The sequence below is a fragment of the Streptomyces sp. WAC 01529 genome (assembly GCF_003945545.1).
GTDB lineage: Bacteria > Actinomycetota > Actinomycetes > Streptomycetales > Streptomycetaceae > Streptomyces > Streptomyces anatolicus.
Window position 1 is genome coordinate 1,027,405 of the sequence record NZ_CP029617.1, and the last position, 22,743, is coordinate 1,050,147.

Annotated in this window: 18 protein-coding genes and 1 pseudogene; 11 read left to right on the top strand and 8 right to left on the bottom strand. The window is 72.9% G+C overall.

All coding sequences use genetic code 11. From position 1 onward, the window contains the following. Positions 1 to 25 precede the first annotated feature (25 nt). Complete coding sequence (locus DMA15_RS04575) at positions 26 to 841, top strand: formylglycine-generating enzyme family protein (protein WP_125511382.1); 816 nt, start codon at positions 26 to 28, stop codon at positions 839 to 841. A 302-nt stretch (positions 842 to 1,143) separates the two neighbouring features. On the opposite strand, the gene DMA15_RS37000 is transcribed toward DMA15_RS04575, so the two are convergent. Together DMA15_RS37000 and DMA15_RS04585 are read right to left on the bottom strand one after the other, a co-directional pair. Then, positions 1,144 to 3,456: a glycosyltransferase family 39 protein gene (locus DMA15_RS37000; RefSeq protein ID WP_206302659.1), complete on the bottom strand. Its 2,313-nt coding sequence runs from the start codon at positions 3,454 to 3,456 to the stop codon at positions 1,144 to 1,146. A gap of 162 nt (positions 3,457 to 3,618) precedes the next feature. Beyond that, complete coding sequence (locus tag DMA15_RS04585) at positions 3,619 to 7,437, bottom strand: WD40 repeat domain-containing protein (protein ID WP_240659675.1); 3,819 nt, start codon at positions 7,435 to 7,437, stop codon at positions 3,619 to 3,621. A 280-nt stretch (positions 7,438 to 7,717) separates the two neighbouring features. Here DMA15_RS04585 and ppk2 point away from each other — a divergent pair, with 280 nt between their 5' ends. Beyond that, positions 7,718 to 8,641 carry a polyphosphate kinase 2 gene (gene ppk2 / locus DMA15_RS04590; RefSeq protein WP_240660158.1) on the top strand — a complete coding sequence of 308 codons (924 nt, stop codon included), beginning with the start codon at positions 7,718 to 7,720 and terminating at the stop codon, positions 8,639 to 8,641. A gap of 114 nt (positions 8,642 to 8,755) precedes the next feature. Here ppk2 and DMA15_RS04595 read toward each other — a convergent pair whose 3' ends face one another. From DMA15_RS04595 to DMA15_RS04610, 4 genes are all read right to left on the bottom strand, one after another. Next, entirely contained in the window at positions 8,756 to 9,145 is a 390-nt protein-coding gene (locus tag DMA15_RS04595) for a VOC family protein (protein ID WP_125511384.1), read from the bottom strand. A 78-nt stretch (positions 9,146 to 9,223) separates the two neighbouring features. Continuing rightward, the gene (locus DMA15_RS04600) at positions 9,224 to 9,655 is read right to left on the bottom strand and encodes a peptidoglycan-binding domain-containing protein (RefSeq protein WP_125511385.1); all 432 of its coding nucleotides are present in this window, start codon (positions 9,653 to 9,655) and stop codon (positions 9,224 to 9,226) included. A 58-nt stretch (positions 9,656 to 9,713) separates the two neighbouring features. Next, a complete protein-coding gene (locus DMA15_RS04605; protein ID WP_125511386.1) occupies positions 9,714 to 10,175 on the bottom strand; it encodes a hypothetical protein in 462 nt (153 codons plus the stop codon). Then, positions 10,172 to 10,654 carry a hypothetical protein gene (locus DMA15_RS04610; protein WP_125511387.1) on the bottom strand — a complete coding sequence of 161 codons (483 nt, stop codon included), beginning with the start codon at positions 10,652 to 10,654 and terminating at the stop codon, positions 10,172 to 10,174. The genes DMA15_RS04605 and DMA15_RS04610 overlap by 4 nt, the downstream gene beginning before the upstream one ends. A gap of 221 nt (positions 10,655 to 10,875) precedes the next feature. On the opposite strand from DMA15_RS04610, the gene DMA15_RS04615 reads away from it, so the two are divergent. The 3 genes and pseudogenes from DMA15_RS04615 to DMA15_RS04625 all read left to right on the top strand — a co-directional run bounded on the left by DMA15_RS04615 (position 10,876) and on the right by DMA15_RS04625 (position 14,148). Next, positions 10,876 to 11,844 carry an AraC family transcriptional regulator gene (locus DMA15_RS04615; RefSeq protein ID WP_125511388.1) on the top strand — a complete coding sequence of 323 codons (969 nt, stop codon included), beginning with the start codon at positions 10,876 to 10,878 and terminating at the stop codon, positions 11,842 to 11,844. Between the two features lie 44 nt (positions 11,845 to 11,888). Further along, positions 11,889 to 12,527, top strand: a pseudogene (locus DMA15_RS04620) (dioxygenase); the annotation flags it as partial. A gap of 106 nt (positions 12,528 to 12,633) precedes the next feature. Next, a complete protein-coding gene (locus tag DMA15_RS04625; protein WP_125511390.1) occupies positions 12,634 to 14,148 on the top strand; it encodes an FG-GAP-like repeat-containing protein in 1,515 nt (504 codons plus the stop codon). Between the two features lie 84 nt (positions 14,149 to 14,232). On the opposite strand, the gene DMA15_RS04630 is transcribed toward DMA15_RS04625, so the two are convergent. Continuing rightward, positions 14,233 to 15,189 carry a GNAT family N-acetyltransferase gene (locus DMA15_RS04630; RefSeq protein ID WP_125511391.1) on the bottom strand — a complete coding sequence of 319 codons (957 nt, stop codon included), beginning with the start codon at positions 15,187 to 15,189 and terminating at the stop codon, positions 14,233 to 14,235. Between the two features lie 168 nt (positions 15,190 to 15,357). Further along, positions 15,358 to 15,774 carry an ATP-binding protein gene (locus DMA15_RS04635; protein ID WP_240659676.1) on the bottom strand — a complete coding sequence of 139 codons (417 nt, stop codon included), beginning with the start codon at positions 15,772 to 15,774 and terminating at the stop codon, positions 15,358 to 15,360. A gap of 306 nt (positions 15,775 to 16,080) precedes the next feature. Between DMA15_RS04635 and DMA15_RS04640 the strand changes: the two genes are divergently transcribed. From DMA15_RS04640 to DMA15_RS04665, 6 genes are all read left to right on the top strand, one after another. Next, positions 16,081 to 17,256, top strand: coding sequence for an alpha-hydroxy-acid oxidizing protein (locus tag DMA15_RS04640; RefSeq protein ID WP_125511392.1), 1,176 nt, complete (start codon positions 16,081 to 16,083; stop codon positions 17,254 to 17,256). 88 nt (positions 17,257 to 17,344) lie between these two features. After that, a complete protein-coding gene (locus tag DMA15_RS04645) occupies positions 17,345 to 18,865 on the top strand; it encodes an MFS transporter (RefSeq protein ID WP_125511393.1) in 1,521 nt (506 codons plus the stop codon). A 164-nt stretch (positions 18,866 to 19,029) separates the two neighbouring features. Continuing rightward, on the top strand, positions 19,030 to 20,397 hold the full coding sequence (locus DMA15_RS04650; protein ID WP_240659677.1) for a ricin-type beta-trefoil lectin domain protein: 1,368 nt from the start codon (positions 19,030 to 19,032) through the stop codon (positions 20,395 to 20,397). Positions 20,398 to 20,508: 111 nt separating this feature from the next. Continuing rightward, positions 20,509 to 21,321: a hypothetical protein gene (locus tag DMA15_RS04655; protein ID WP_125511394.1), complete on the top strand. Its 813-nt coding sequence runs from the start codon at positions 20,509 to 20,511 to the stop codon at positions 21,319 to 21,321. Between the two features lie 62 nt (positions 21,322 to 21,383). Then, on the top strand, positions 21,384 to 21,869 hold the full coding sequence (locus tag DMA15_RS04660) for an Lrp/AsnC family transcriptional regulator (RefSeq protein ID WP_125511395.1): 486 nt from the start codon (positions 21,384 to 21,386) through the stop codon (positions 21,867 to 21,869). Between the two features lie 47 nt (positions 21,870 to 21,916). Then, positions 21,917 to 22,600 (top strand): HAD family phosphatase, encoded by a 684-nt coding sequence (locus tag DMA15_RS04665; protein WP_125511396.1) that lies wholly within the window; start codon positions 21,917 to 21,919, stop codon positions 22,598 to 22,600. Positions 22,601 to 22,743: the final 143 nt, after the last annotated feature.

Genomic DNA, 22,743 nt, shown 5'->3' on the forward strand with positions numbered 1-22,743 from the left:
CACTGAATCGAACCGAGGAGAAGCCATGCAGAGGGAGCAGGTCACGCAGGTGGGGCAGGCGGGGCAGGTAGAGCAGGTGGGGCAGGTAGAGCCGGCGGACTGGGTCGAGATCCCGGCCGGGTTGCTGCGCCGGGGCACCCCGGCCGACGAGATCCCGGAGGTGGCGCGCCGCTATGCCGACACCGGCGTACCGGTGGAGTGGTATAGGAAGGAGGCCCCGCGCACGGAGATCCGCCTCCCGGCGTTCCGGATCGCCCGCACCCCGGTCACGGTCGGCCAGTGGACGCTCTTCGCGGCGGCCACCGACAGGCCGATTCCGCGGGCGCCCGCGGACCACCCGGTCGTCGGGGTCACCTGGGAGGCGGCGACGGCCTACTGCCGGTGGCTCGGGGAGCGGCTCGGCGGCCAAGAGGTGCGACTGCCCACGGAGGACGAGTGGGAGCGCGCCGCCCGGGGCGACGACGGCCGGGAGTTCCCCTGGGGCGCGGAGTACCGCACGGGACTGGCAAATCTGGTGGACCTCGGCATCGGCACCACGACGCCGGTCGGTTCGTTCCCCGAGGGCGCGAGCCCGTTCGGAGTGCTGGACATGGCGGGCAACGCCGACGAGTGGACCTCCACGCTGTACGCCCCCTACCCGGGCGCTCCCGACGACGTGCCGAGCGTCGAGGACTGGGCGTACGATCCGCACGTCACCCGGGGCGGAGCCTTCCGCCACGACCGGGATCTGGCCCGGTGCGCCCGCCGACACGGCGTCTACGAGCGGGACTTGACGGAGATCGGCGTGGGCTTCCGCCTGGCGGCACCGGCCGAGCGGTCAGCGCGAGGACGCGCCGGCTGACCGGATGGCGTGGGGCGCGCCGGTGGCGCGGGTGGCGTGGGGGTGCGCTGGCTGACCGGGTGGCGTGGGGCGCTGGCTGACGCGGGCGGCGTCGGGGCGCGCTGGCTGACGCGGGCGGCGTCGGGGCGTGGTGCGTCGGTGCGTCGGTGCGTCGGTGCGTCGGTGCGTCGGTGACATCGTGGCGGCCGCCCCGGTGTTGGCCGGGACGGCCGCCGCTCCCCCGTTTCCCCCGTGTCCCCCGTGTCCCCCGTGTCCCCCGGTCTTTTGGCCCCTTGGTCTCATGATGAAGCGTCGTACGCAGGTCAGGGCTTGCCCGCGTCCGTCGCGTCCGCCGCGCCCACCGCGTCGTCCGCGGCACAGTGGTAAAGCGTCGGCGAGCGCCCCTCACCGGCGCGACCCTCGGCGCCGTAGGTCGCGGGATCGACCTCGGCGCATGCCGACCTCACCCATGCGCTGATCTTCGAGTTCTTCGCTCCCGCCTCGCTGGCCAGCGCGAACCTGACGTCACCGGTGGCGACGAGTTCCTGGTACTCGGCGAGCGAGAGGGCGTCGCCGTGCATGCCGGCGACGGGAAGGACGGGCACGACCTTGGCATAGATGTACGGGGCCGCACCCATCGCTGTCTCGGCGGACATGGCGTATTCCGCGTCGCCCTTGTGCTTCTGCACGTAGGCGAGGAGCTTGCTCTCCGCGGCGGTCAGCGAGGTGCTCGTGCCCCGCCCGAAGAGCCTCCCGGTGCCCGCGCTGTCGGGGCGCGGACCGGCCGACGCGTCGAACGCCGAGCCCGCGTAACGCTCGTTCAGCACGGACAGGGACCATGCCGTCGGCGCGGCGAACATGGCCACACACCCCGCCAGCAGCCCGACGATCCCGGCCCGGCGGACGTTCCCCGGCGGGAAGCCGAGGGCCAGGACGGCGACGAGCGTGGCCACGGCGACGAGAGGGATGAGCCAAGGAGCGAAGTCCGTGTAGTCGTAGGCCAGATGGACCGTCCAGGCGACTTCGAGGGTGATGGCCGCGGGCAGCACCCAGGCCCTTCGGCCACCGGGCGAGACTCGGTGCGCGCGCCACAGGGCGACGGTCCCGGCGGCGGCCAGCGCGGCGATCGGAGGCGCGAGGATGGACAGGTAGGCGGTGTGGAAGAGGTCGCCGAGGGCGCTGAGCACGAAGGCCGCCGTGACCAGCCAGCTGCCCCACATCAGGAATCCCGCGCGGGCCGGATGGGTGCGGACGCTCCCGCGGTACGTCGCGAGGCCCATGACCAGGGCGATCACGGCGAGCGGATAGAGCCAGCCGATCTGCGGGGCCAGGGGGTTGCGCAGGAGCTTGAGCCAGAGGGAGGCGTCGGAAATGGGCTTCGAAGGCCCCCAGGTGCCACCGGGATGCCCCTGCTGCCCCTGCTGTCCTTGCTGCCCGCCTTCGGCTCGCCCCTGCTGCCCGCCTTCGGACTGCCCCTCACGCCCCTGCTGCCCCTCTTCGGGAGCCCCGCCATCCGTGCCACCACCCGTGCCGCCGGGAGGCGCGCCGGACGGTGCGGCCGTCGTCGGCTGCCGCCCGGCGCCTCCCTTCTCGGCGCCCCCCTTCTCCTGGCCGCTCCCGGGCTGCCCCGGCCCACTGCTCGCGGGCGGGGCCGTCGGCGCGCTCCGTGCACCGTCCTTGTTGCCGCCTCCGTCGCCGCCTCCGTCGCCATGACCGGACGCGGACGCTCCGTGCGCGGCGCCGGACGCGACCGCTCCGCCATCGATCAGCCCGGCGTGTACGCGGTTGAAGCCGTTGTAGCCGAAGACCATCGCGGCGGCGCTGTTGTTGGTCGAACCGTCCACGTAGGGGCGGCTGTCCGCCGGAGTGAAGGTGAGCAGGGCCACCCACGACAGCGACACCGAGAAGAGCACCACGCCCGCCACCGCCAGCCGGCCGAGGCGCTGCTTCATGTGCGCCGGAGCCGCCACCAGGTATCCGACGAAGAAGGCGGGGACGGCGATCCAGGCCTCCATCATCTTCATCTGGAAGCCGATGCCGATCCACAAAGCGCTCAGCAGCAGCGGCCTGAGCCGGGCGGTGCCGACCGCCTTCTGATACTGGTCGGCGGCGAGCACCAGGCACATGGTGAGTGAACCGTCCGGCATCGCGTGGCCGAACATCGAGGCCGCCACGGGCGTGACCGTGAGCAGGCCGGAGGCGAGCAGCCCGGCGGCGGGCCCCTGCCAGCGGCGTACCAGCCGGTACATCACCAGCACGGAGATCACGCCCATGACGCACTGCGGCAGGGTCAGGGCCCAGTCGTGGAAGCCGAAGATCCGTGCCGACAGGGCCTGCGGCCACAGGAAGCCGCCGATCTTGTCCATGGTGAGGGTCGCGGCGGGGTCGACGGTGGTAAAAAGGAACGCCTTCCAGCTCTCGGACATGCTGCGGGCGGCCAGGGAGTAGTACGGGGCGAACCCGCTGCTGGTGATGTTCCAGGCGTAGAGCAGCGCGGCGAGCGCGGCGATCCCCAGGAGTCCCGGCCGGGCCCAGCGCGGCTGGTCCGGCGGCGAGCGCCAGAACCGTCCGCGGCGCGGCGGCGTCGGGGCAGCCGAGGGCGCGGTCCTGCTGGAGGTGCTGGTCAGAGACGTCATGGTCGCTGCTGGCTCCTTGCTGGCTCCTTGTTCCCGGACACGGCCGCCAAGTGGTCGACGTCTCGTTGTCTACCGGCCCTCGGTTGTCCGGCGCCGGGGACCCGGCACCGGACAACAAGCGCCGGACAACCTCCGGTGTCCGGACCGCTCCTGTCGGCCGCCTCAGCGCGTGCACGCCCGGCGCGGTGACTGCTGGTAGGGGTCGTGCAGATACCGGGCGCGCTCCTCGGGGCTGAGGTCCCTGCGCAGGGACCGGCAGATCCTGCTGATCGCCTCGTCGGCGCTGAGGAGCACGTCCCACAGGCGCAGCGCGCCGTCGTCGCCGCCGCTGGCGACGGTGCGGCCGTCCGGGCTGAACGCCACCGTCCGGACCGGGTCCGCGTGGCCGGGCAGCATGGCCTTCTGCAGGCGGGTGGAGGCGTCCCACAGCCGCACCACCCCGTCACGGCCGCTGCTGGCGACCGTGCGGCCGTCGGGGCTGAAGGCCACCGCCTGTGCGCCGCGCCGGACTCCGGTCAGCTCGCCCCGGGCGCGTCCTGTCGCCGCGTCCCACAGTCGCACTATGCCGTCGTCGCTGCCACCGGCGACGGTGTTCCCGGCCGGGGCGAAGGACACCGACCGCAGGGGGGACTTGGCTCCGCCGCGGACACCGGGAGCGCCACGGGCGCCGCGGACCCCCCGGGCCTCGCCGGTGGCCGTGTCCCACAGGCGCAGCGTGCCGTCGAGCCCCCCACTGGCCAGGGTGCGTCCGTCGGGACTGAACGCGACCGACGCCACGGCTCGCCGATGCCCCGTCAGCACCTTGCGCCGCTCACCGGTCGCCGCGTCCCACAGCCGTACGGTCCCCTCGCGTCCCCCACTGGCGACCGTACGGCCGTCCGGACTGAACGCCACCGACTGCACGCCTTCCTGATGAGCCCTCAGCACATCCCGCTGCTCCCCCGTGACCGTGTCCCACAGCCGTACGGTCCCCTCGCTCCCCCCGCTGACGACCGTGCCGCCGTCCGGACTGAACGCCACCGACCGCACGGCCCCCTCGTGCCCGTCGAGCGTGGTGCGCACCCTGCCGGTCACCGCGTCCCGCAGCCGTACCGTCCCGTCGTCCCCGGCACCGGCGACCCTGCGGCCGTCCGGGCTGAACGCCACCGTGTTCACCGCGCCCCGGGGCCCGCTCACCGTGATGCGCGCCTTGCCGGTGGCGACGGCCCACAGCCGTACGGTCCCGTCGCGCCCCCCGCCGACCACCGTGCTGCCGTCCTGGCTGAACGCGACGGACCGCACCCCGCCGCCCTGCCCGCTGAGCACGGCACGCCGCTCCCCGGCCGCCGTGTCCCACAGCCGTACGGTCCCGTCGAGGCCGCCGCTGACGACCATGCGGCCGTCGGGGCTGAACGCCACGGACTCGGCGTCACGCCCGTGTTCGGTGAGGGTCACGCGGTCCTCGCCGGTCTTCTTGTTCCACAGTTTCACCGCGCCGTCGCGGCCGCCGGTGGCGACGGTGCGGCCGTCCGGGCTGAACGCCACCGCGTTGACGGGCCCCTTGTGCCCGTCCAGCGTGGTGCGCGTCCTGCCGGTGTGCGGGTTCCACAGCCGCACGGTGCCGTCCTCGCCCCCACCGGCGAGCGTGTCGCCGTCGGGGCTGAACGCCACCGTCCGCACGACACCCCGATGTCCCGTCAGCGGTCGCATGTGCTCGCCGCTCGCCATGTTCCACAGCCGTACCGTGCCGTTGCGCCCCCCGCTCGCCACCGTGCGGCCGTCCGGGCTGAACGCGACCGACCGCACCATGCCCTGGTGTTCCGTCAGCACGGCCCGCTGCTCGCCGGTCCGCGTGTCCCACAGCCGTACGGTCCCGTCGTGACCGCCGCTCACCACCGTGCGGCCGTCGGGGCTCAACGCGACCGAGTTCACCACCCCCTTGTGCCCCTTGAGGGTGGCGCGCGCCCGGTCGGTGGCCGTGTTCCACAGCCGTACCGTGCCGTCGTGACCGCCGCTCGCCACCGTGCGGCCGTCCCTGCTGATGGCCACCGAACCCACTTCGCCCTTGTGGCCGGTGAGCCGCTGCTGGAGAGGGCGCGAGGCCGCGGCCAGGAGGCTGGTGGTGGCCTCGGCGGTGGGGCGGATCCGGTAGGCGTAGACGGCCAGGAGCGAGGCCAGGTCGGACTCGTCGGCGAGGAGGATCGACGCCTGGGCCGCGAGCTGGCGGGACAGGGCGCTGCGCTGTTCGGCGACGGCCTCGCGACGGTGGCCCTCACTGGTCCGGTACTGGTCCCAGGCGATCAGGCCCGAGACGAGGGCGATGACGAGCAGCACGGAGAGGGTGACGGTGAACCGGCGCAGGCGCCGCGTGGTGCGGGCCGCGGCGCGCCGCTCGCGGTCGCGGGCCGCGGTGCTCGCGGCCAGGAAGTCCCGTTCCAGCGCGGTCAGGGTGCTCTCGGGCGCGAAGTGCTCCTCGGCCGCCGCCAGCCGCGTGCCGCGGTACAGCGCGCCCGGGTCCCGGCCCTCACGGTCCCAGTCGGCGGCCGCCTCGCCGAGCCGCTGGTGCAGCAGCAGCCCCGCCCGGTCCTCGTCGATCCAGTGCCGCAGCCGTGGCCAGGCGTGCAGCAGCGCCTCGTGGGTCAGTTCGACGGTGTCGGTGTCCAGGGTGATCAGCCGGGCGCGGGCCAGCGCGTCGACGACCGCCTCGACGCCGGCCCGGTCCTCGCTCAGGGAGTCCAGGTCGGCGCGGGCCAGGCGGCGTCTGGTGGCGTCCGCGTCCTCACCGATCGCCACGAGGCGCAGCAGGACGGTACGGGCCAGGTGCCGCTGCTCGTCGGTGAGCCCGGCGTGCACCGCCTCCGCGGTCTGGGCGAGGGCGTGCCGGATGCCGCCCGCGGCCTCGTACCCGGCCAGGGTGAGGGTGCTGCCGCGGCGGCGCCGCCAGGTCTCGCGCAGCGCGTGGGAGACCAGCGGCAGCACCGTGGCCCTGCCGGTGGCGTCGGCGATGACACGGGCGAGGAGCGCCCCCTCCACGGTGCAGTCGGCGCGGGCCGCGGGCCTGCTGATCGCGCGGCGCAGCTCGTCGGTGGTCATCGGCCCGACGAGCAACTGGGCGTCGCGCAGGGCCTCGACGAGGTCGGGGTGCTGGGCGCAGCGCGCGTAGAAGTCGGCCCGCACGCCCAGGACGACGCGGGTGCGGCTGTTGGCGGCCTGGGCCGCGGTGAGCAGCGCGGCGATGAACCGGGCGCGTTCGTCGGCGTCGGCGCAGAGGGTGAACACCTCTTCGAACTGGTCGACCACCAGCAGGAGTTCGGCATCGGGCGACGACCGCTCCGCCAGCGCCTTGAGCACGGTGAGGTGCAGGGCCCGGGGGTCCGTCGCCAGCTCCCTGTGCAGGGCGGTGGCCGAGCCGCCGCTGACGGCGGCGAGCCGGGCGGCGCACTCCTCCAGGGGGTGGGCGCCGGGCGCGAGGAGGAGGGTGGCCCACTCGGTGGCGGACCCTTCGTGGACGCGCGGCAGCAGACCGGCGCGCAGCAGCGAGGACTTCCCCGCCCCCGAGGCGCCGAAGACGGCGAGGAAGCGGTGGGCGCGGACCCGGTGGACCAGGTCGTCGGTCAGCTGCTCACGCCCGAAGAACCAGGCGGCGTCCTCCTGCTGGAACGCGGCGAGCCCCACGTAGGGCCCGCGCTGCTCACGGTCCCCGGCGTCGGATGGTTCCGCTTCGGTCGCGGCGGCGGCGAGCCGGGCGCTGAGGGCGTGCCACCGGGCCTCCCACGCGGTCGCGTCCCCGCCGCAGGCCCGTACGTAGGCGAGCGTGACCGGCAGACTCGGCAGCCTGCGGCCGCCCGCCGCGTCGGCGAGCGTCGTCGACGAGTAGTGGGCGTCGCGCGCCAGCTGCCGGTAGGGCGGGCTGCCCGCCTTCTCCCGCATCTTCCGCAGGTCGGCCGCGAACGCGGTCAGCTCGCCACCGTCGGCCTCCAGCGGACGTTCTCCGCGCGGCACAGCTACCACCCCCGGCCCGCCGTTGCTCGGAATGTCATTGTCCAAGGCGGACGGCCGCACTCCAGCCACCGGATCCGGACAACCCGCTTCCACCCGGCGGGGCGTCCCGGCGTCCCGCCGCCCCGGTTGGGGCGGTCTCCGCGCGGTTGCAGCTTGATATGGGGGTACACAGGTTTACTCGGGGACGAGCGACGGCGCGACGAGAGGAGACGATGTGGCATCGGACGAGGCTGAGGCCGCGGCGGAGGCAGAAGCGGCGGCGGAGGCCGAGGGCGAGCACCTGCTGGACGGGCTGCGGGTGGACGAGGCCCGGCCCGAGCGTCCGGTGCTGCTCGACAAAGAGGGGGAGCCGCTGCGGACGTGGCAGGAGAACTACCCCTACCGGGAGAAGCTGCGGCGCGGGGCCTATGAGCGCCGCAAGCGTTTCCTCCAGATCGAGCTGCTGAAGCTGCAGAAGACGGTCCGCGAGCAGGGGCAGCGCATCGTGATCGTCTGCGAGGGCCGGGACGCGGCGGGCAAGGGCGGCACCATCAAGCGCTTCACCGAGCGCCTCAACCCGCGAGGCGCTCGCGTCGTGGCGCTGGACAAGCCCACGGAGCGCGAGGCGGGCCAGTGGTACTTCCAGCGATATGTGGCGCAGCTTCCGTCGGCCGGGGAGATCGTCTTCTTCGACCGCTCCTGGTACAACCGCGCAGGCGTCGAGCCCGTGATGGGCTTCTGCACCCCGGAGCAGCACCGCCAGTTCCTCCAGCAGGCCCCGCTCTTCGAGAAGATGCTCACCGATGACGGGATCGTACTGATCAAGTTCTGGCTCTCCGTCTCCCAGGCGGAGCAGCGCACGCGCTTCGCGATCCGTCAGGTGGATCCCGTGCGCCAGTGGAAGCTCTCCCCCACCGACCTGGCCTCCCTCGACCTTTGGGACGCGTACACCAAGGCCAAGGTGGAGATGTTCCGGGCGACGGACACGGTCCATGCCCCGTGGTCGGTGATCAAGTTCAACGACAAGCGCCGGGGCCGTCTGGAGGCGATCAGGCACCTGTTGCTGCGCATGGACTACGAGGCGAAGGACAAGGAGGCCGTGGGCGAGGCGGACCCGCTCATCATCGGCCCGGCCGACACGCTCCTGGAGGCGGGCGAGGACCCCACGGACCTGTCCCCCAGCAGGATCGCCCACTACGAACAGGGGCCCGGCCAGCATCCGTGACGCGGGCCGGCCGGCATCCGTGCCGCGTTCCGGCCCGCGTCACGGCGCGTGGGCCGGAATCCGGCGGTGGACCGAACATCTCGCGTACGAAGGCCCGGGTTTCGGGCCCCGGCGTCACGCGTCCTGCGGATACCAGCGCAGCTCCACGGTGTTGCCGTCCGGGTCCCGCACATAGAGGGAGAGCGCGGTGCCCCGGGCGCCGAAGCGCTCGCCGGGGCCGTCCAGCACCTCGAAGACGCCGGAGTCGATGACCTCCTGCCAGTCGAGGGGCTCGACCACCAGGCAGATGTGGTCGACGTTGGAACCCTCCGTCCGCCCCTCGGGCGCCTCGACGACGTCGATGATGGTGGTGGGGCTCACCCGCACGGACGGGAAGGGCGCCTTGCCGGCCCGCCACTCCTCCACCCGCACCGGTTCCAGCCCCAACGCGCCGGTGTAGAAGGCGAGGGAGCGCTCGATGTCGGCGACGTTCAGGACGAGATGGTCGAAGGCGATCACGCGCATGGGTCTCTCCACGAGGTTCTGGCACCGGGGCGCCGCTGGTGTACGGCCCGGGGGGCCTGCCCCGTCCGCAGAGACACCCTACGGATGCAGCGCCGCCCAGGTGTTGGGGCCGACGAAGCCGTCGGCGGTCAGGCCCACGCTCTGCTGGAAGTTCTTGACCGCGGCCAGGGTGGCGTCGCCGAAGATCTTGTCGACGGTGACGCTCTTGTAGCCGTAGACCTTGTTCAGGATGCACTGGAGGTGTCCGACGGCGTCGTTCGCGTGGCCCTTGCCGAGTTCCGGGTGGGTGCCGGTGTAGGGGCAGTAGCGCCACTCCCCGCCGGTGGCCTGCTGGACGCGCGCGCCGGTGCCGGACGCGGCCGTTGCGCCGCTCTTCGCGGAAGGGCTGGCCCCGGCCAGCGCCACGGCGGGGCCTGCCAGCAGCGCGCAGCCGAGCAGCGTGGCGGCGAGCGTACGGGCGCTGCGGCGCCGGTCGGGGCGGCTGGGGCGGTCGGGTCGGTGTGAGGTCACGGTGAACTCTCCCGGACGGTGGTGGGCGTACGTGGGTGGGGGAAGCGAGCGGAGCGGCTCAGAACCACGGGCAGCGGGGCAGCCCGGGGTAGGGGTGCTTCTGGGTCTCCACGACCCGGGCCGGGACCATGCCCCAGCCCTTGATGCCGGGCAGGCTCACGACCTCGTCGCCCTGCGTGTAGTACCAGACCTTGTTCCCGTCGGGGGCGGCGTCGCCCTCGGTCCAGCACACGAACCAGCTCGGCGAGAGCTTGAGGCGGCCGGTGACCGGCGCGTTGAAGGCGGGGCGGCCGAACGTGTCGGAGACGAGGTTGTCGCAGTACAGGTCCAGGCTGAAGGCGTTGCCCAGGGTGTCCCTGTGCGGCTGGTTCTGCCGCAGCGAGCAGGTGGCCGCCGCGTCGGCCGACCCGGCGCGGGGCGCGGCCGGACTCGCCTGGGCGGCCGGGCCCGGCGCGGCGGCGAGGGTCAGACAGAGCGCGGCCCCCGCGAGGGCGGTGCGGCGCTTTCCCCGGGCGCTCATGACCACGTGCACTGGTCGAGGCCCGGCACCGGGTGCGTGGCCGAGGCGAGTTCGGCGGCCGGGAGGTAGCCCCAGCCCTTCGCGGTCCTGCTGCCGGAGACCGTGTCGCCCTGCGTGTAGTACCAGATGTCCCCTCCCTGGTACGGGCTGCCGCGCTTCCAGCAGACGAACCAGCTGGGAGAGAAGGCGATCTGGCCGTTGACCGAACTCTCGGTCGTGGACTGCACACGGATCGAGCCGGTGTTGTGCGGACACACCACGTCCCCGAGGAAGTGCATCCCCGTCCAGTCGGTGTGCCGTGCGTCGGCGCGCGTCTGGCAGCCGGCGGAGGCGGTGGCCTGTGAGGCGGGTGACACGGTCAGGGATACGGCGCAGGCGACGGCGCTCGCGAGAAGCGTCCGTCGGACCGGCCCGCCCCAAATGGGGTTCCTGCCGGGCGGGTTGTGGTTCCGGGCGTGTGCGCGTGGTCCGACGGGCATGTCGCAGTCTCCTGGCGGCTTGATTCCGTATCGTTCCGCTGTGGCGCGTACGCGTCCGATCGTGGCGAGCGGCGCTGACACGTCCCTGACGTCGGCATGATCTTCGTACGGCATACGGGTACGCGCGTTCCGGCCACGGAGCGCTCGTCCCCTCCCCGGCGGTGACCGCGCGTGCCATCGTGGCGGCCGTGGCGGACGGCGTCGGGACGAGGAGCGTACGCATGCGCACAACGGTCTTGCCCGGTGAGGGGAACAGCGGGGAGCCGACCGGCGCGGGCATGCCGACGCACCGCCTGGAGGTGCCGATGCCCAACGCGCTGCCCTTCGCCATCGGCACGTTCGACACCATGGGTCCGATGGCGCGGGCTCCGTTCCCGCACCGGCACACCTTCCACGAGATCGTCCACGTCACCGGCGGCACCGGCAGGCACGTCGTCGACCTCACCGGCTTCGCGCTGCGGCCGCCCAACCTCTGCTTCATCGCGCCCGGTCAGGTCCACCACTGGGAGGGCGTCACCGGCCTCGCGGGGCACGTCATCCTCTTCACCGACGACTTCCTCCTGGACCATCCCGCCGACCGGGACCTCCTGCGGGGGCTCGCCGAGCGCTCCTGGCTCGAACTGCCCGACGAGGCGGCCGAGCGGACCGCGCGGCTCGTCGCCGAACTGGACGGCGAGTACCGCACGGGCGCCGAGGGGTTCCCCGGCGTGCTGCGGGCCCTGCTGCACATCCTGGTGGTGCGCGCCGCGCGGCTGCCCGCGCGGCAGCCCGCCGCCCTGCCGCCGCCCTCACGGCCCGGCTCGGTGGCCGCGGAGTTCGTGGCGCTGCTCGGCACCCCCGAGGGCCTGCTCGGCACCCCGGCGGGCGCCCCGCACTCGGTGCGCACCTGCGCGGAGCACCTGGGTGTCTCGGTGAGCTATCTCAGCGAGGCGGTGAAGGCGTCCACCGGCCGCACCCCCGGCGAACTGATCCGGCAGGCCCGGGTGCACGAGGCCAAACGCCTGCTGCTGCGCACGGAGTTGTCGGTGCGTCAGGTCGCGGCCCGGGTCGGGTTCGGGGATCCGGCGTACTTCTGCCGCTTCTTCCGCCGCGAGACCGGCGCGAGCCCCGGGGACTTCCGGCGCGGCACCGGCGATATTCACCACGACCACCGGCTCCAGTCCATCGCCCGGCCCCGCTCCCGCGCATAGCTTCTTAGCCGATCCGGAACCCACCCCACCTTTCAGGAGGAGCGATGGACGACGAGACCGGCACCGCAAAGGGACCGAGCCGCAAGACCGTGCTGAGAGCCGCCGCGGCGGTCGGCATCTCCGTCCCCGTGAGCCTCATGGGGGTGCCCGCCCTGGCCCGCACCGCGGGCGCGCGGGGCGAGGCACCGGCGCTGACACCGTCCTGCGACGACGGTGACGACCCGACGCCGCCGCAGATGGAAGGCCCGTACTTCAAGCCCAACTCCCCGCGGCGGACCTCGCTCCTGCAACCGGGGACGCCGGGAACGCGGCTGACCGTCACCGGATACGTCTTCGGACGCTCCTGCCGACCGATACCCCAGGTCCTCATGGACTTCTGGCAGGCCGACACCTATGGGACGTACGACAACGCGGGGTACCGCTTCCGCGGGCACCAGTACACCGACGCGTCCGGCGCGTTCCGGCTCACCACGGTCGTGCCCGGCCTCTACCCCGGCCGCACCCGCCATCTGCACGTCAAGGTGCAGGCCCCGGGGCGGCCGGTGCTGACGACGCAGCTGTATTTCCCCGGTGAGCCGCGCAACAACACGGACCCGATCTTCGACTCCCGGCTGCTGATGAACGTGCGTACCGTCGGGAACGCCAAGGAGGCCGACTTCGACTTCGTCCTCAACGTGCCCCAGTGATCGGACGGTTGCGGGGAGTGCCGCACCGCAACGCCGTACAACCTTCGGGGATGGTCACAGGTCGTCTGAACCGCACAGCCGATCTTTGACCAAGGGAAGTCGTATGCCGCGCAGCAGCCGAACAGTCCGTCTCACCCTGCCCCTCGTCGCCGCGTCCCTGCTCGTGGGCGGCGGCCTCTCGGCCCTCGCCCTCGGGCAGGGCAGCGCGGGGGCCGCCGCCGGCGCGGGCCGCGCGGACGTGGCGGCCAAGCCCTCGGACGACTTCAACGGCGACGGGTACGCCGACCTCGTCGTCGGCGCCTCCAGCGGCACGGTCTCCGGCAAGGCCGAGGCGGGGTACGTGGTGGTGACGTACGGGTCGAAGAACGGTCTCGACCCGGCCCGCAAGAAGGTCATCAGCCGCTCCACGAGCGGGGTGCCCGGCGCGGCCACGGCGAAGCAGCACTTCGGTGCGACGTTCACCAAGGGCGACCTGGACCGCGACGGTTTCGCGGACCTGGTCGTCGGCGTGGGCGGCAGGGACGCGTCGGAGGGCTCGGTGATCCTGTGGGGTTCCGCCTCCGGCCTGACCGGCGGCACCAGGATCGCGACCTTCGGCCGGTCCCCGCAGGCGGGGGACTTCGACGGCGACGGCACCACCGACCTCGCCCTGTTCGCCGGGGTGCCGTCCTACGGCGACGACCCGGCCTCCCAGCCGGCCCGCCTCTGGAAGGGCCCGATCGCGCGCACCGGGACACCGGCCAAGACCCTCGACTTCATGGACAAGTCGCAGTGGGACCGGGGCAGCGACCAGCGCCCCGACCCCACCTGCGCGGACCTGGACCGGGAGTGTGAGAACGGCCCGCGGAGCCTGTCGGGTCCGGTCGCCCCGGAAGCCGTCGGTGACCTCAACGGCGACGGGTACGACGACATCGCCATGGACCGCTATGCCGGCGACGGAGAGTGGGGCTGGGGTCTCCTGTACGGATCGCCCACGGGCTTCAAGCGCGAACGGGTGCACGGCGGCTCCGGTGCGATGGCCATCGGCGACATCAACGGCGATGGTTACGACGACCTGGTGAGAGGCGACTCCGACTACCCCGACTACAACTCCAGGGTCTACGTCTCCTACGGTTCGGCGGACGGCCTCAAGGAGCCGGCGCAGAAGTTCGACCAGAACACGCCGGGCGTGCCGGGCGCCGAGGAAGAGGGGGACAGCTTTGGCAGGTCGGTGGCCGTGGGCGATGTGACGGGCGACGGATACGCCGATGTGGCGGTGGGCGCCGTGGGCGAGGACGTCGGCACCGTCGCCGGCGCGGGCTCGGTCGTCCTGCTGCGGGGCAGCGCCGACGGCCTCACCGGCGCCGGGGCCCAGGTCTTCCATCAGAACACCGCGGGCGTCCCGGGCGTCGCCGAGAAGGACGACCTGTTCGGGTCGGCCACCGCGCTGCTCGACGTCACCGGTGACGGCCACGCCGATCTCGCCGCTTCCGCCGTGTCGGAGAACGCGCGGGCCGGCGCGGTGTGGTCGCTACGCGGCACGGCCACGGGCCTGACCGCCGCCGGCTCGGTCGCCTTCGGCCCCAAGGACGTCGCGGCCCCGAACACCGCGGCGCAGTTCGGCAGCCCCCTGCGCTGACCCCTGGGGGGCCGGTACTTCGCGCCGCCCGCCCGTGGGGCGGGCGGCGCGCTTGCACCCGGTCCGAGATCACCCCCGTGGGTCTCAGACCGGGCGGATCAGCTCCCACGTGTCGACCGCGTGGTCGAGGGCCATGCCGTGGCGCTCGTAGAGGGCGAGCGCGCCGCTGCTGTTGTCCGTGTCGACGCCGAGGCCGATCCGGTCGCGGCCCGACCGCGCGTAGTGCCCGAAGGCGTGGCGCAGCAGGTGGCTGCCGATGCCTCGGCCGCGGGCCTCGGGCAGGACGCCGAGGTTGCCGATCCAGGCCATCGACGGGCGGTCGTCGTGGGTGCGCAGCACGGCCGCGTCGCCGACGCCGTCGACGTGGGCGATCCAGATCAGCGACCAGTCGGCGCGCTCGGCGTCGATGTCGTCGAGCCACTGGGGGTAGCTGCGCGGCTGGAAGTCGAAGTGCTCGGTGAAGCACTCCTGGAGCAGTTGGTGGGCGCGCCTGCGGTCCTCTTCGGCCGAGCAGTCCCGCAGCGTCACGCCGGCCGGGGGCTCCGGGAACGGGTCGCTCGCGGCGGCGATGTGACGGGCCATCACGTGATAGCGCCGCACGGTACGCCAGCCTCGTGCGCTCAGCGCCGAAAGGTCCATGGTGGGCGTGGTGTTGAGGTGCAGGTGCAGCACGGCGCGGGCCGCTCCGTTGGCCGCGGCGCGCTGTGCGGCGCGGTCCTCCATCAAGTCGAAGAGGTGCAGGGCGCCTTGCGGCCGGCCGGGCAGCACGTAGTGGTCGACGTCGATCCGCTCGCCGCCCGACTCGTCCCACAGCAGGGCGTATCCCACGAGGCGCTCCCCCTCGAAGAGCAGCCAGGAGTCGCGCTCCAGGTCCACCTCGGGGTGGTTCAAGTCGGCGCGCACCTCGGCCAGTTCGGTGTCGGCACGGCCTGTCTCCAGCAGGTCGACCTCATTGAGCAGCGCGCACACCACAGCCGCGTCGCCGGGCGTCGCCGCCCGCACGGTCAGACCGGGCGGCGGCGTGAGAGAGGTCGTCGTCATGCGCCCACTCTCCGCTGCCGCGCCCTGTGCCCGCAACGGACTTTTTCCCGGCACCCGCCGGGCCGCCGGGCGGTCGGCGCCCCCTGCTGCGCGGGTCCGTCCGCTGCCCCCGTCAGGCCAGGCGGTCCCGTCAGGTCAGGCGGACCCGAGGTCGGGCGGTCCGTCAGGTCAGGCCAGCACCGCCCGCACCGTCTTGCCGCCGCGGCGCGCGGTGACGACCTCCAGGCGGTGGGTGAGCTGGCGCACCATGGCGAGCCCACGGCCGCTCTCCCGTTCACTGCTCGGTTTGCGCACGCGTGGGCGGACCGGGCTCGTGTCGTACACCTCGACGATCACCCGGTCGCCGGAGACCTCCACGCGCAGGCGGCAGCCGCCGCGCGCGTGCTGGACGGCGTTGGAGACCAGCTCGGAGACGACAAGCGCGGCGTCGTCCACGCGCTCGGCGGTCAATTCGGTCTTACGGCGGTGCGGCCTGACAAGGAACGCGCAGGTCAGCCTCCGTGCCCGCCCCGCCGAAGCGGCTTCCTGCGGCAATGCGTACTCCACCCTGGCGGTGGGCCGATGGGCGCGCTGGTGCGCACGCATGGCAACTCACTTCCCCTCCCTGGAACAACCGGTACACCCGCGATCTCTGTCGCCACCGGGGCCGCGGCGTGTCTTGCGCGACCGGTCCTGCCCCACGGTGATGCCCCACTCGACTGATCGCCAATCCGCCCGTCCAGTGCGCCCTACCGCACCAGGCGGATACGCCCTCACCCCCGCCCCGGTGGCTCTTGTTGTTGTCATGTGCCCCGGTCGTGGGCGTTGACGTTGACATCGGGATCAAAAAACACTGACCCGGGCCGCCCTCTCGCCCGGCCGACCCGATCCGCCCCCGGAAAGGCCGCCCCCATGAACCAGCCGCCCCGCCCCTACAAGGACTACCAGGACGAGATCTACCTGGACGGACTTCGGGGCGTGGTCCCCGAATTCCCCATGACATACGCCGAGTTGGAGTCCCGCGCGCAGTCCGCGCTGCCGCCGTCGGTCCTCTCGTATGTCGCGGGCGGCGCCGGGGACGAGCGGACGCAGAACGCGAACGTCACCGCGTTCGACCGCTGGGGGCTGATACCTCGGATGTTCGTCGGCGCCTCGCGGCGCGACCTCTCCGTCGATCTGTTCGGCATGACACTGCCCTCTCCCCTGTTCATGGCGCCGATCGGGGTCCTCGGGATCTGTACGCGGGACGGGCACGGCGACCTGGCCACCGCGCGTGCGGCGGCGAGGACCGGGGTGCCGATGATCGCCTCGACGCTGTCCGCCGACCCGATGGAGTCGGTCGCCGCCGAGCTGGGGGAGACTCCCGGCTTCTTCCAGCTGTACACGCCGACCGACCGCGCGCTCGCCGAGAGCCTGGTGCGCCGCGCCGAGCAGTCCGGGTTCAAGGCGATCGTCGTCACGATGGACACCTGGATCACCGGCTGGCGCCCGCGCGACCTGGCCACCTCCAACTTCCCCCAGCTGCGCGGCCACTGCCTGGCCAACTACACCAGCGACCCCGTCTTCCGCGCCCTGCTATCCACCGACCCCGAACACGACATGCAATCCGCGGTCATCAAGTGGGTGCAGGTCTTCGGCAACCCGCTCACCTGGGACGACCTGCCGTGGCTGCGCTCCCTCACCTCGCTGCCGCTGATCGTCAAGGGCCTGTGCCACCCCGAGGACGTCCGCCGCGCCAGGGACGGCGGGGTGGACGGGATCTACTGCTCCAACCACGGCGGCCGCCAGGCCAACGGCGGGCTGCCCGCGCTCGACGTGCTGCCCGCGGTCGTCGAGGCCGCCGACGGGCTGCCCGTCCTGTTCGACTCGGGGGTGCGCGGCGGAGCGGACATCGTCAAGGCGATCGCGCTGGGCGCCTCCGCGGTGGGCGTCGGCCGTCCGTACGCGTACGGCCTGGGCATCGGCGGCACCGACGGCGTCGCGCACGTCCTGCGCTCGCTGCTCGCCGAGACGGATCTGCTGATGGCCGTCGACGGCTACCCGACCCTGGCGGACCTGACCCCGGAGGCGCTTCAGCGGGTCCTCTGACTGGACGGTCACGGGCAACGTGATCATTGGACACCTACACGTTTCATGTGAGACATTGATGTCTCATTCGAACTTGGAGTGTTCCACCATGACCCCGCAGCGTGACGCACGGCGCTGGGCCGTCCTCGCGATCCTCTCCGGCAGCCTGCTGCTGATCGCCATGGACACCACGATCCTGAACGTCGCCTTCCCCTCCCTCGTCACTGATCTGCGGCCCAGCTCCGTGCAGCAGCTGTGGATCATCGACGTGTACGCCCTTGTGCTGTCCGGACTCCTGGTCACCGCGAGTGCCCTGGGTGACCGGTGGGGACACAAGCGGCTGCTCCTGATCGGCTTCGGCGTCTTCGCCCTCGCCTCGCTGCTCGCCGTCTTCGCGACCGCTCCCTGGCAGGTCATCGCCGCCCGCGCACTGCTCGGCGCGGGTGGCGCGGCGATCATGCCCGCCACCCTGTCGATCCTGCGGCACGTCTTCACCGACGCCCGCGAGCGCGCCCTCGCCTACGCGGTGTGGTCCGCCGTCTTCGGCGGTGGCATGGCGTTCGGCCCGGTCGTCGGCGGACTGCTCGTGGAGCACGACGGCTGGCACTCCGCGTTCCTCGTCAACATCCCCGTCGCTCTGGTGATCATCGCGCTCGGCGCGTGGATCCTGCCCGAGTCCCACCAGCCCCGCGAGGGCCGCTGGGACTGGTGGGGCGTGGGCCAGTCGGTCCTCGGCATGCTCGCCCTGGCGGGCGGCATCAAGCAGCTCGGCAAGGGCGGCCCCGCCGACCCCGTGGCCTGGGCCCTGCTCGTCGTCGCCGCGGTGACGCTCACCGTCTTCGTCCGCCGCCAGCTGCGCCTGGAGCACCCGCTGCTCCAGGTCCGCCTCTTCGCCTCGCGGCCGTTCGCCATCGCGGCGGCCTCGATCTTCCTCGGCATGATCGCGCTGGGCTCGGCGCTGTTCCTGATCACCCAGTGGTTCCAGTACGGGCAGGGCTATACGCCCCTGGAGGCGGGCGTCCACCTGCTGCCCGCGCCGCTGGGCCTCGTCCTCACCTCGCTGGTGACCCCGGTGCTGATGCACCGGCTGCCGATCCGGCACGTCATGGGCGGCGGACTGCTGCTGATGACCGCGGGCCTCGCCCTGCCGTGGCTGCTGCAGCTGTCGGGGCCGCTCGGCTACGGCGACATCGCCGTGGCACTGGCCGTGCTCGGCTGCGGCGTCGGCATCGCGACGACCGCCGCGTCGGTGACGCTGATGGCCGCCACCCCGGCGAAGGACGTCAGCGGCGCCGCGGCCGTGGAGGAGACCTGCTACGAACTGGGCGCCGCCATGGGCGTGGCCATCCTCGGCAGCGTCGCCACCGCGCTGTACCGCGTGAACCTCCCCGACCTGGGCCTCGCGGACGACACCTCGGCGGCCGTCGGCGACTCGATCGGCGAGGCCGCGCGGGTGGCGCACGAGCTGACCGGGCCCGCGGGCAACGCCCTGCTCTCGGGGGCGGCCGAGGCGTTCACCTCCGGGATGACGCCCACGTTCCTGATGGCGGCCGCACTGCCGCTGGCCGCCGCCGCGCTCACCTGGGCGAAGATCCCCAAGGGCCTGCGGCCCACGGAGGACGCGCACTGAGCCGGTGGTGGCCCGGCGCCCCGAGCGGCGCCGGGCCGCCACCCAACTGGCACCATCGGCCCCTCACTTCACGCCTATCATCTGTTCGACCCCGGGACGCCCCAGCGGCGGCCCCGGGGTCGACACATGTGGTGCCGCCTTCGCAGCGAGAGGACGACGGGGACTTGAGTTCGATACGGAAGCGCTCCGCCCGCAGACGCCGCAGGGCCATGGCCGCCGTCGGCGCCGCCGCGGCCGTCGTGGCGGGCCTCCAGCTGTCGCCCACCGCGTTCGGCACCGACGACGCCGCCGACGCCGACAACAAGGAGCGCGCGGCCCCGCGCCGGACCGCCGCGCCCACGCGCGGGGCGGCGAGCCACGCGGAGCGGCAGGACTTCGGCTTCTCCGCCTCGGACGGCACGCGCTTCAAGGACGGCGTGATGTCCCTGGAACCGGCACCCTCCGCGCGCCCGACGCCCTCAACGCCGTCGACGGCTACGCCCCGGCGCGTCGCGGCCGCCGCCCCGCACGGCGAGGGCTGGCAGTCGGGCGGCGCGGCCAAGCTCCTCGGCACCGGCTACACCATCAAGTTCTACGACGAGAGGGCCGCGGACTGGCTCGGCCCCTACGTCAAGAGGTCGGCCGCCGAGCTGCGGCGCGTCACCAACCTGCCGATCACCGTCGACACCCGGCCGGTCGGCTGGGACTACGTCAGGCCCAGGGGCGAGGTCGTCGTCGGCCTCCTGCGGCGTCCGTGCGTACCGCCCGCCGACGGCGGCAGCGCGGGCTGGAAGGTCGTACGCGACGGATCGGGCAGCAAGAATCTGAGCTGCGGCTTCTACGCCTCCTCCCTCCCCGCCACCGTGACCAGCGGCCACGCCTACATCGACGACGAGTTCTTCACCGCGGCCGGCAGGCCCGCACCCGCCATGGGCGAGACCTATCTGCGCAACCACATCAGCCACGAGCTGGGGCACACGATGGGCCTCGCGCACGCCAACCGCAGCGCGGCGCGCGGCGACTGCGTCAAGGGCACCGACTCCGGCCAGCTCCCGGTGATGTGCACGCCCGCCAACGCCTACCAGGACAAGCGGGCAGGCGCCTATGTGCAGCAGTACGACGTGCAGGGCCTGCGCCATCTGGCGCGCGGGGGCGGCGCCGCGCTGCCCCCGCAGGGCAAGATCACGGGCATCGGCCGCAAGTGCCTGGACGTCAAGGGCGGCAAGGCCGCCAACGGCACGCCGATCCAGCTGTACGCCTGCAACGGCGGCGTCGCCCAGTCATGGATCGTCCAGAAGGACGGCACGTTCCGCGCGCTCGGCAAGTGCCTGGACAACTACCGCAACGCGCGCACCGACGGCAACAGGATCGGCCTGCGCGACTGCGGGGGCGGCGCGTCCCAGCGCTGGTCGGTGAGTGCGGGGGGCCAGATCGTGCACGCCGCGTCGGGCAAGGTCCTGGAGGTCAGGGGCGGCAGCACCGCCAACGGCACCAGGGTCCAGCTGCACGCGCCGAACGGGAACAAGCGCCAGGTCTGGGTCACGCCGAGGTAGCGCCCCCGACGGCACACGGTCAGCGTCCGGTCTGCGCCCGGTTAAGATCGCAGAAATTGGGCTCGACCAGCGAGGAAACGAAGAACTGTGCAGGTCAAGGGGAGGGACATCGTGACGGCGGCCGTGGGGGCGGCGCTCACGATGGTGTTGGCGGGCTGCGGTGGCAATGGCGGCGATGACCGCTCGGGCGCGGGCCGCGACCAGGGCAAGGCCGCGCAGGACGAGCGGAAGGACGCCCGCGCCGTTCTGACGGCCGCGGCGAAGAAGACGGCGGCGCAGTCCTCGTACAAGACGGTCCAGACCGGGCAGGGCGGCACCGACCGCGCCGAGATGCTGTACCAGAAGAAGCCCGCCGCCTCGGTCATCAAGGCGGAGGTCTCGAAGTCCGCGGCCAACCCGAACGGCGTCAGCCACATGCTCTCCACGGGCGGCTCGACGTATGTGAAGACGGACAAGGTGCCGGGCAAGAGCTGGTACAGCATGGATCTCGGCGGGGGTGAGGACGGCGGCGGCGCCCCGCGCGCGGCCGGGTACGTCGCCGAGTTCGCGGGCGCGCTCGCCGCGACCGAGTCCACCGAGTGGGTCGCCGAGGAGAAGGCGGGCGGCCGGACCGCCGACCACTACCGCGGCAAGGTCGTCCTCGACGAGCTGGCGAAGTACACCGGCCCGGCGCTGTCGAAGGACCGCAGGGACCTCTACGTCACGATGGCGAAGAAGCAGGGCATGAAGTCGGTCGTCATCGACATGTGGGTCGGCAAGGACGATCTGATCCTCAAGTCGCGGGAGACCGGCGAGGGCAAGAAGGGCCGCGAGGTGATCAACGAGGAGTACTCGGACTTCGGCGCCGTGCCCGCGATCTCCGCGCCGCCGGCCGGGTCGGTCGCCACCTGGGACGAGTTCATCGCGGCCCAGGCGCGGCCGTAACGGACCGCCCAGCGGCTACAGTCACCAGCGATCAACCTCGCTCACCTGGGAGTACCTCGGACATGGCCGTCGACGAACTCGACACCCGCATCCTGCGGCTCCTCCTCGAACAGCCCCGCACCAGCGTGCGCGAGTACGCGCGCGTGCTCGGCATCGCGCGGGGCACGCTCCAGGCCAGGCTCGACCGGCTTGAGCGGGACGGGGTGATCACCGGCACGGGCCCCTTCCTCTCCCCCGCGGCGCTCGGCCACCCGGTGCTCGCCTTCGTCCACATCGAGGTCACCCAGGGGTATCTGGACGAGGTGGGCGACGCGCTCGCGGCCGTACCGGAGATCATCGAGGCGCACTCGATCACGGGCGGCGGCGATCTGCTGACCCGTGTCGCGGCGCGGGACAACGGCCATCTGGAAGACGTCATCCAGCAGTTGATCAAGCTGCCCGGGGTGGTCCGTACGCGGACGGAGATGGCGCTGCGGGAGCGGGTGCCGCACCGGCTGCTCCCGCTCGTCGAGTCGGTCGGCAGGGCGGCGGCCTCCGGGCAGCGCTGAGGCCCTCCCCCACTGCGACGACCTGGGGCTTTGGCATCCTGGACGGCATGAGCAGCTTCGGCAGGACCTCGGTCATCTTCGATCTCGACGGCACCCTCGTGGACAGCGAGCCCAACTACTACGAGGCCTCGCGGGCCCTTCTCGCCGAGTTCACCGGCCGGGAGTACACCTGGGCCGACAACGAGCAGTACGTGGGCATCAGCTCGCACGAGACGCTGGCGCAGTGGCGGCGGGAGTACGGGATCGACGCCTCGGTGGCCGAGCTGATCGCCGACCTCGACCGCCGCTATCTGGAGCTGGCGCGGGCCGGGACGCACGTCTTCCCGGAGATGCGCGAGCTCGTCGAGCGGCTGCACGAGGCGGGCGTGCCGATGGCGGTGGCGTCGGGCTCGTCCCGCGCGGCCATCGAGGCGATCCTCGCGGGCACGGGCCTGGACGCCCGGCTCACCACGCTCGTCTCCGCCGAGGAGGTGCCGCGGGGCAAGCCGGCGCCCGACGTGTTCCTCGCGGCGGCCGCGCTGCTGGGCGCGGACCCGGCGGACTGCGTGGTCTTCGAGGACGCGGCGCCGGGAGCGGCGGCGGCGAGGGCGGCGGGCATGCGGTGCGTCGCGATCCCCTACGTGTCCACCCACGCCGACGACCCGGCGTTCGCCCACGCGGAACTCCTGCTCCCCGGCGGCCACCCGGATTTCACGGCCCAGGCGGCACTGGAGGTACTGGGACTCGGTTAGGGGCGCGGGGGCTCTGTAGGAGGCGCGGGGGGCGCCCCGTAAGGGGCGCGGGGCTGTGACATATGCGGCTCCGCCGCGCGGGCGCGACCAGCAGCAGGCGCCCCGTAAGGGGCGCGGGGAACTGCGCGACCAGCCACGACCAA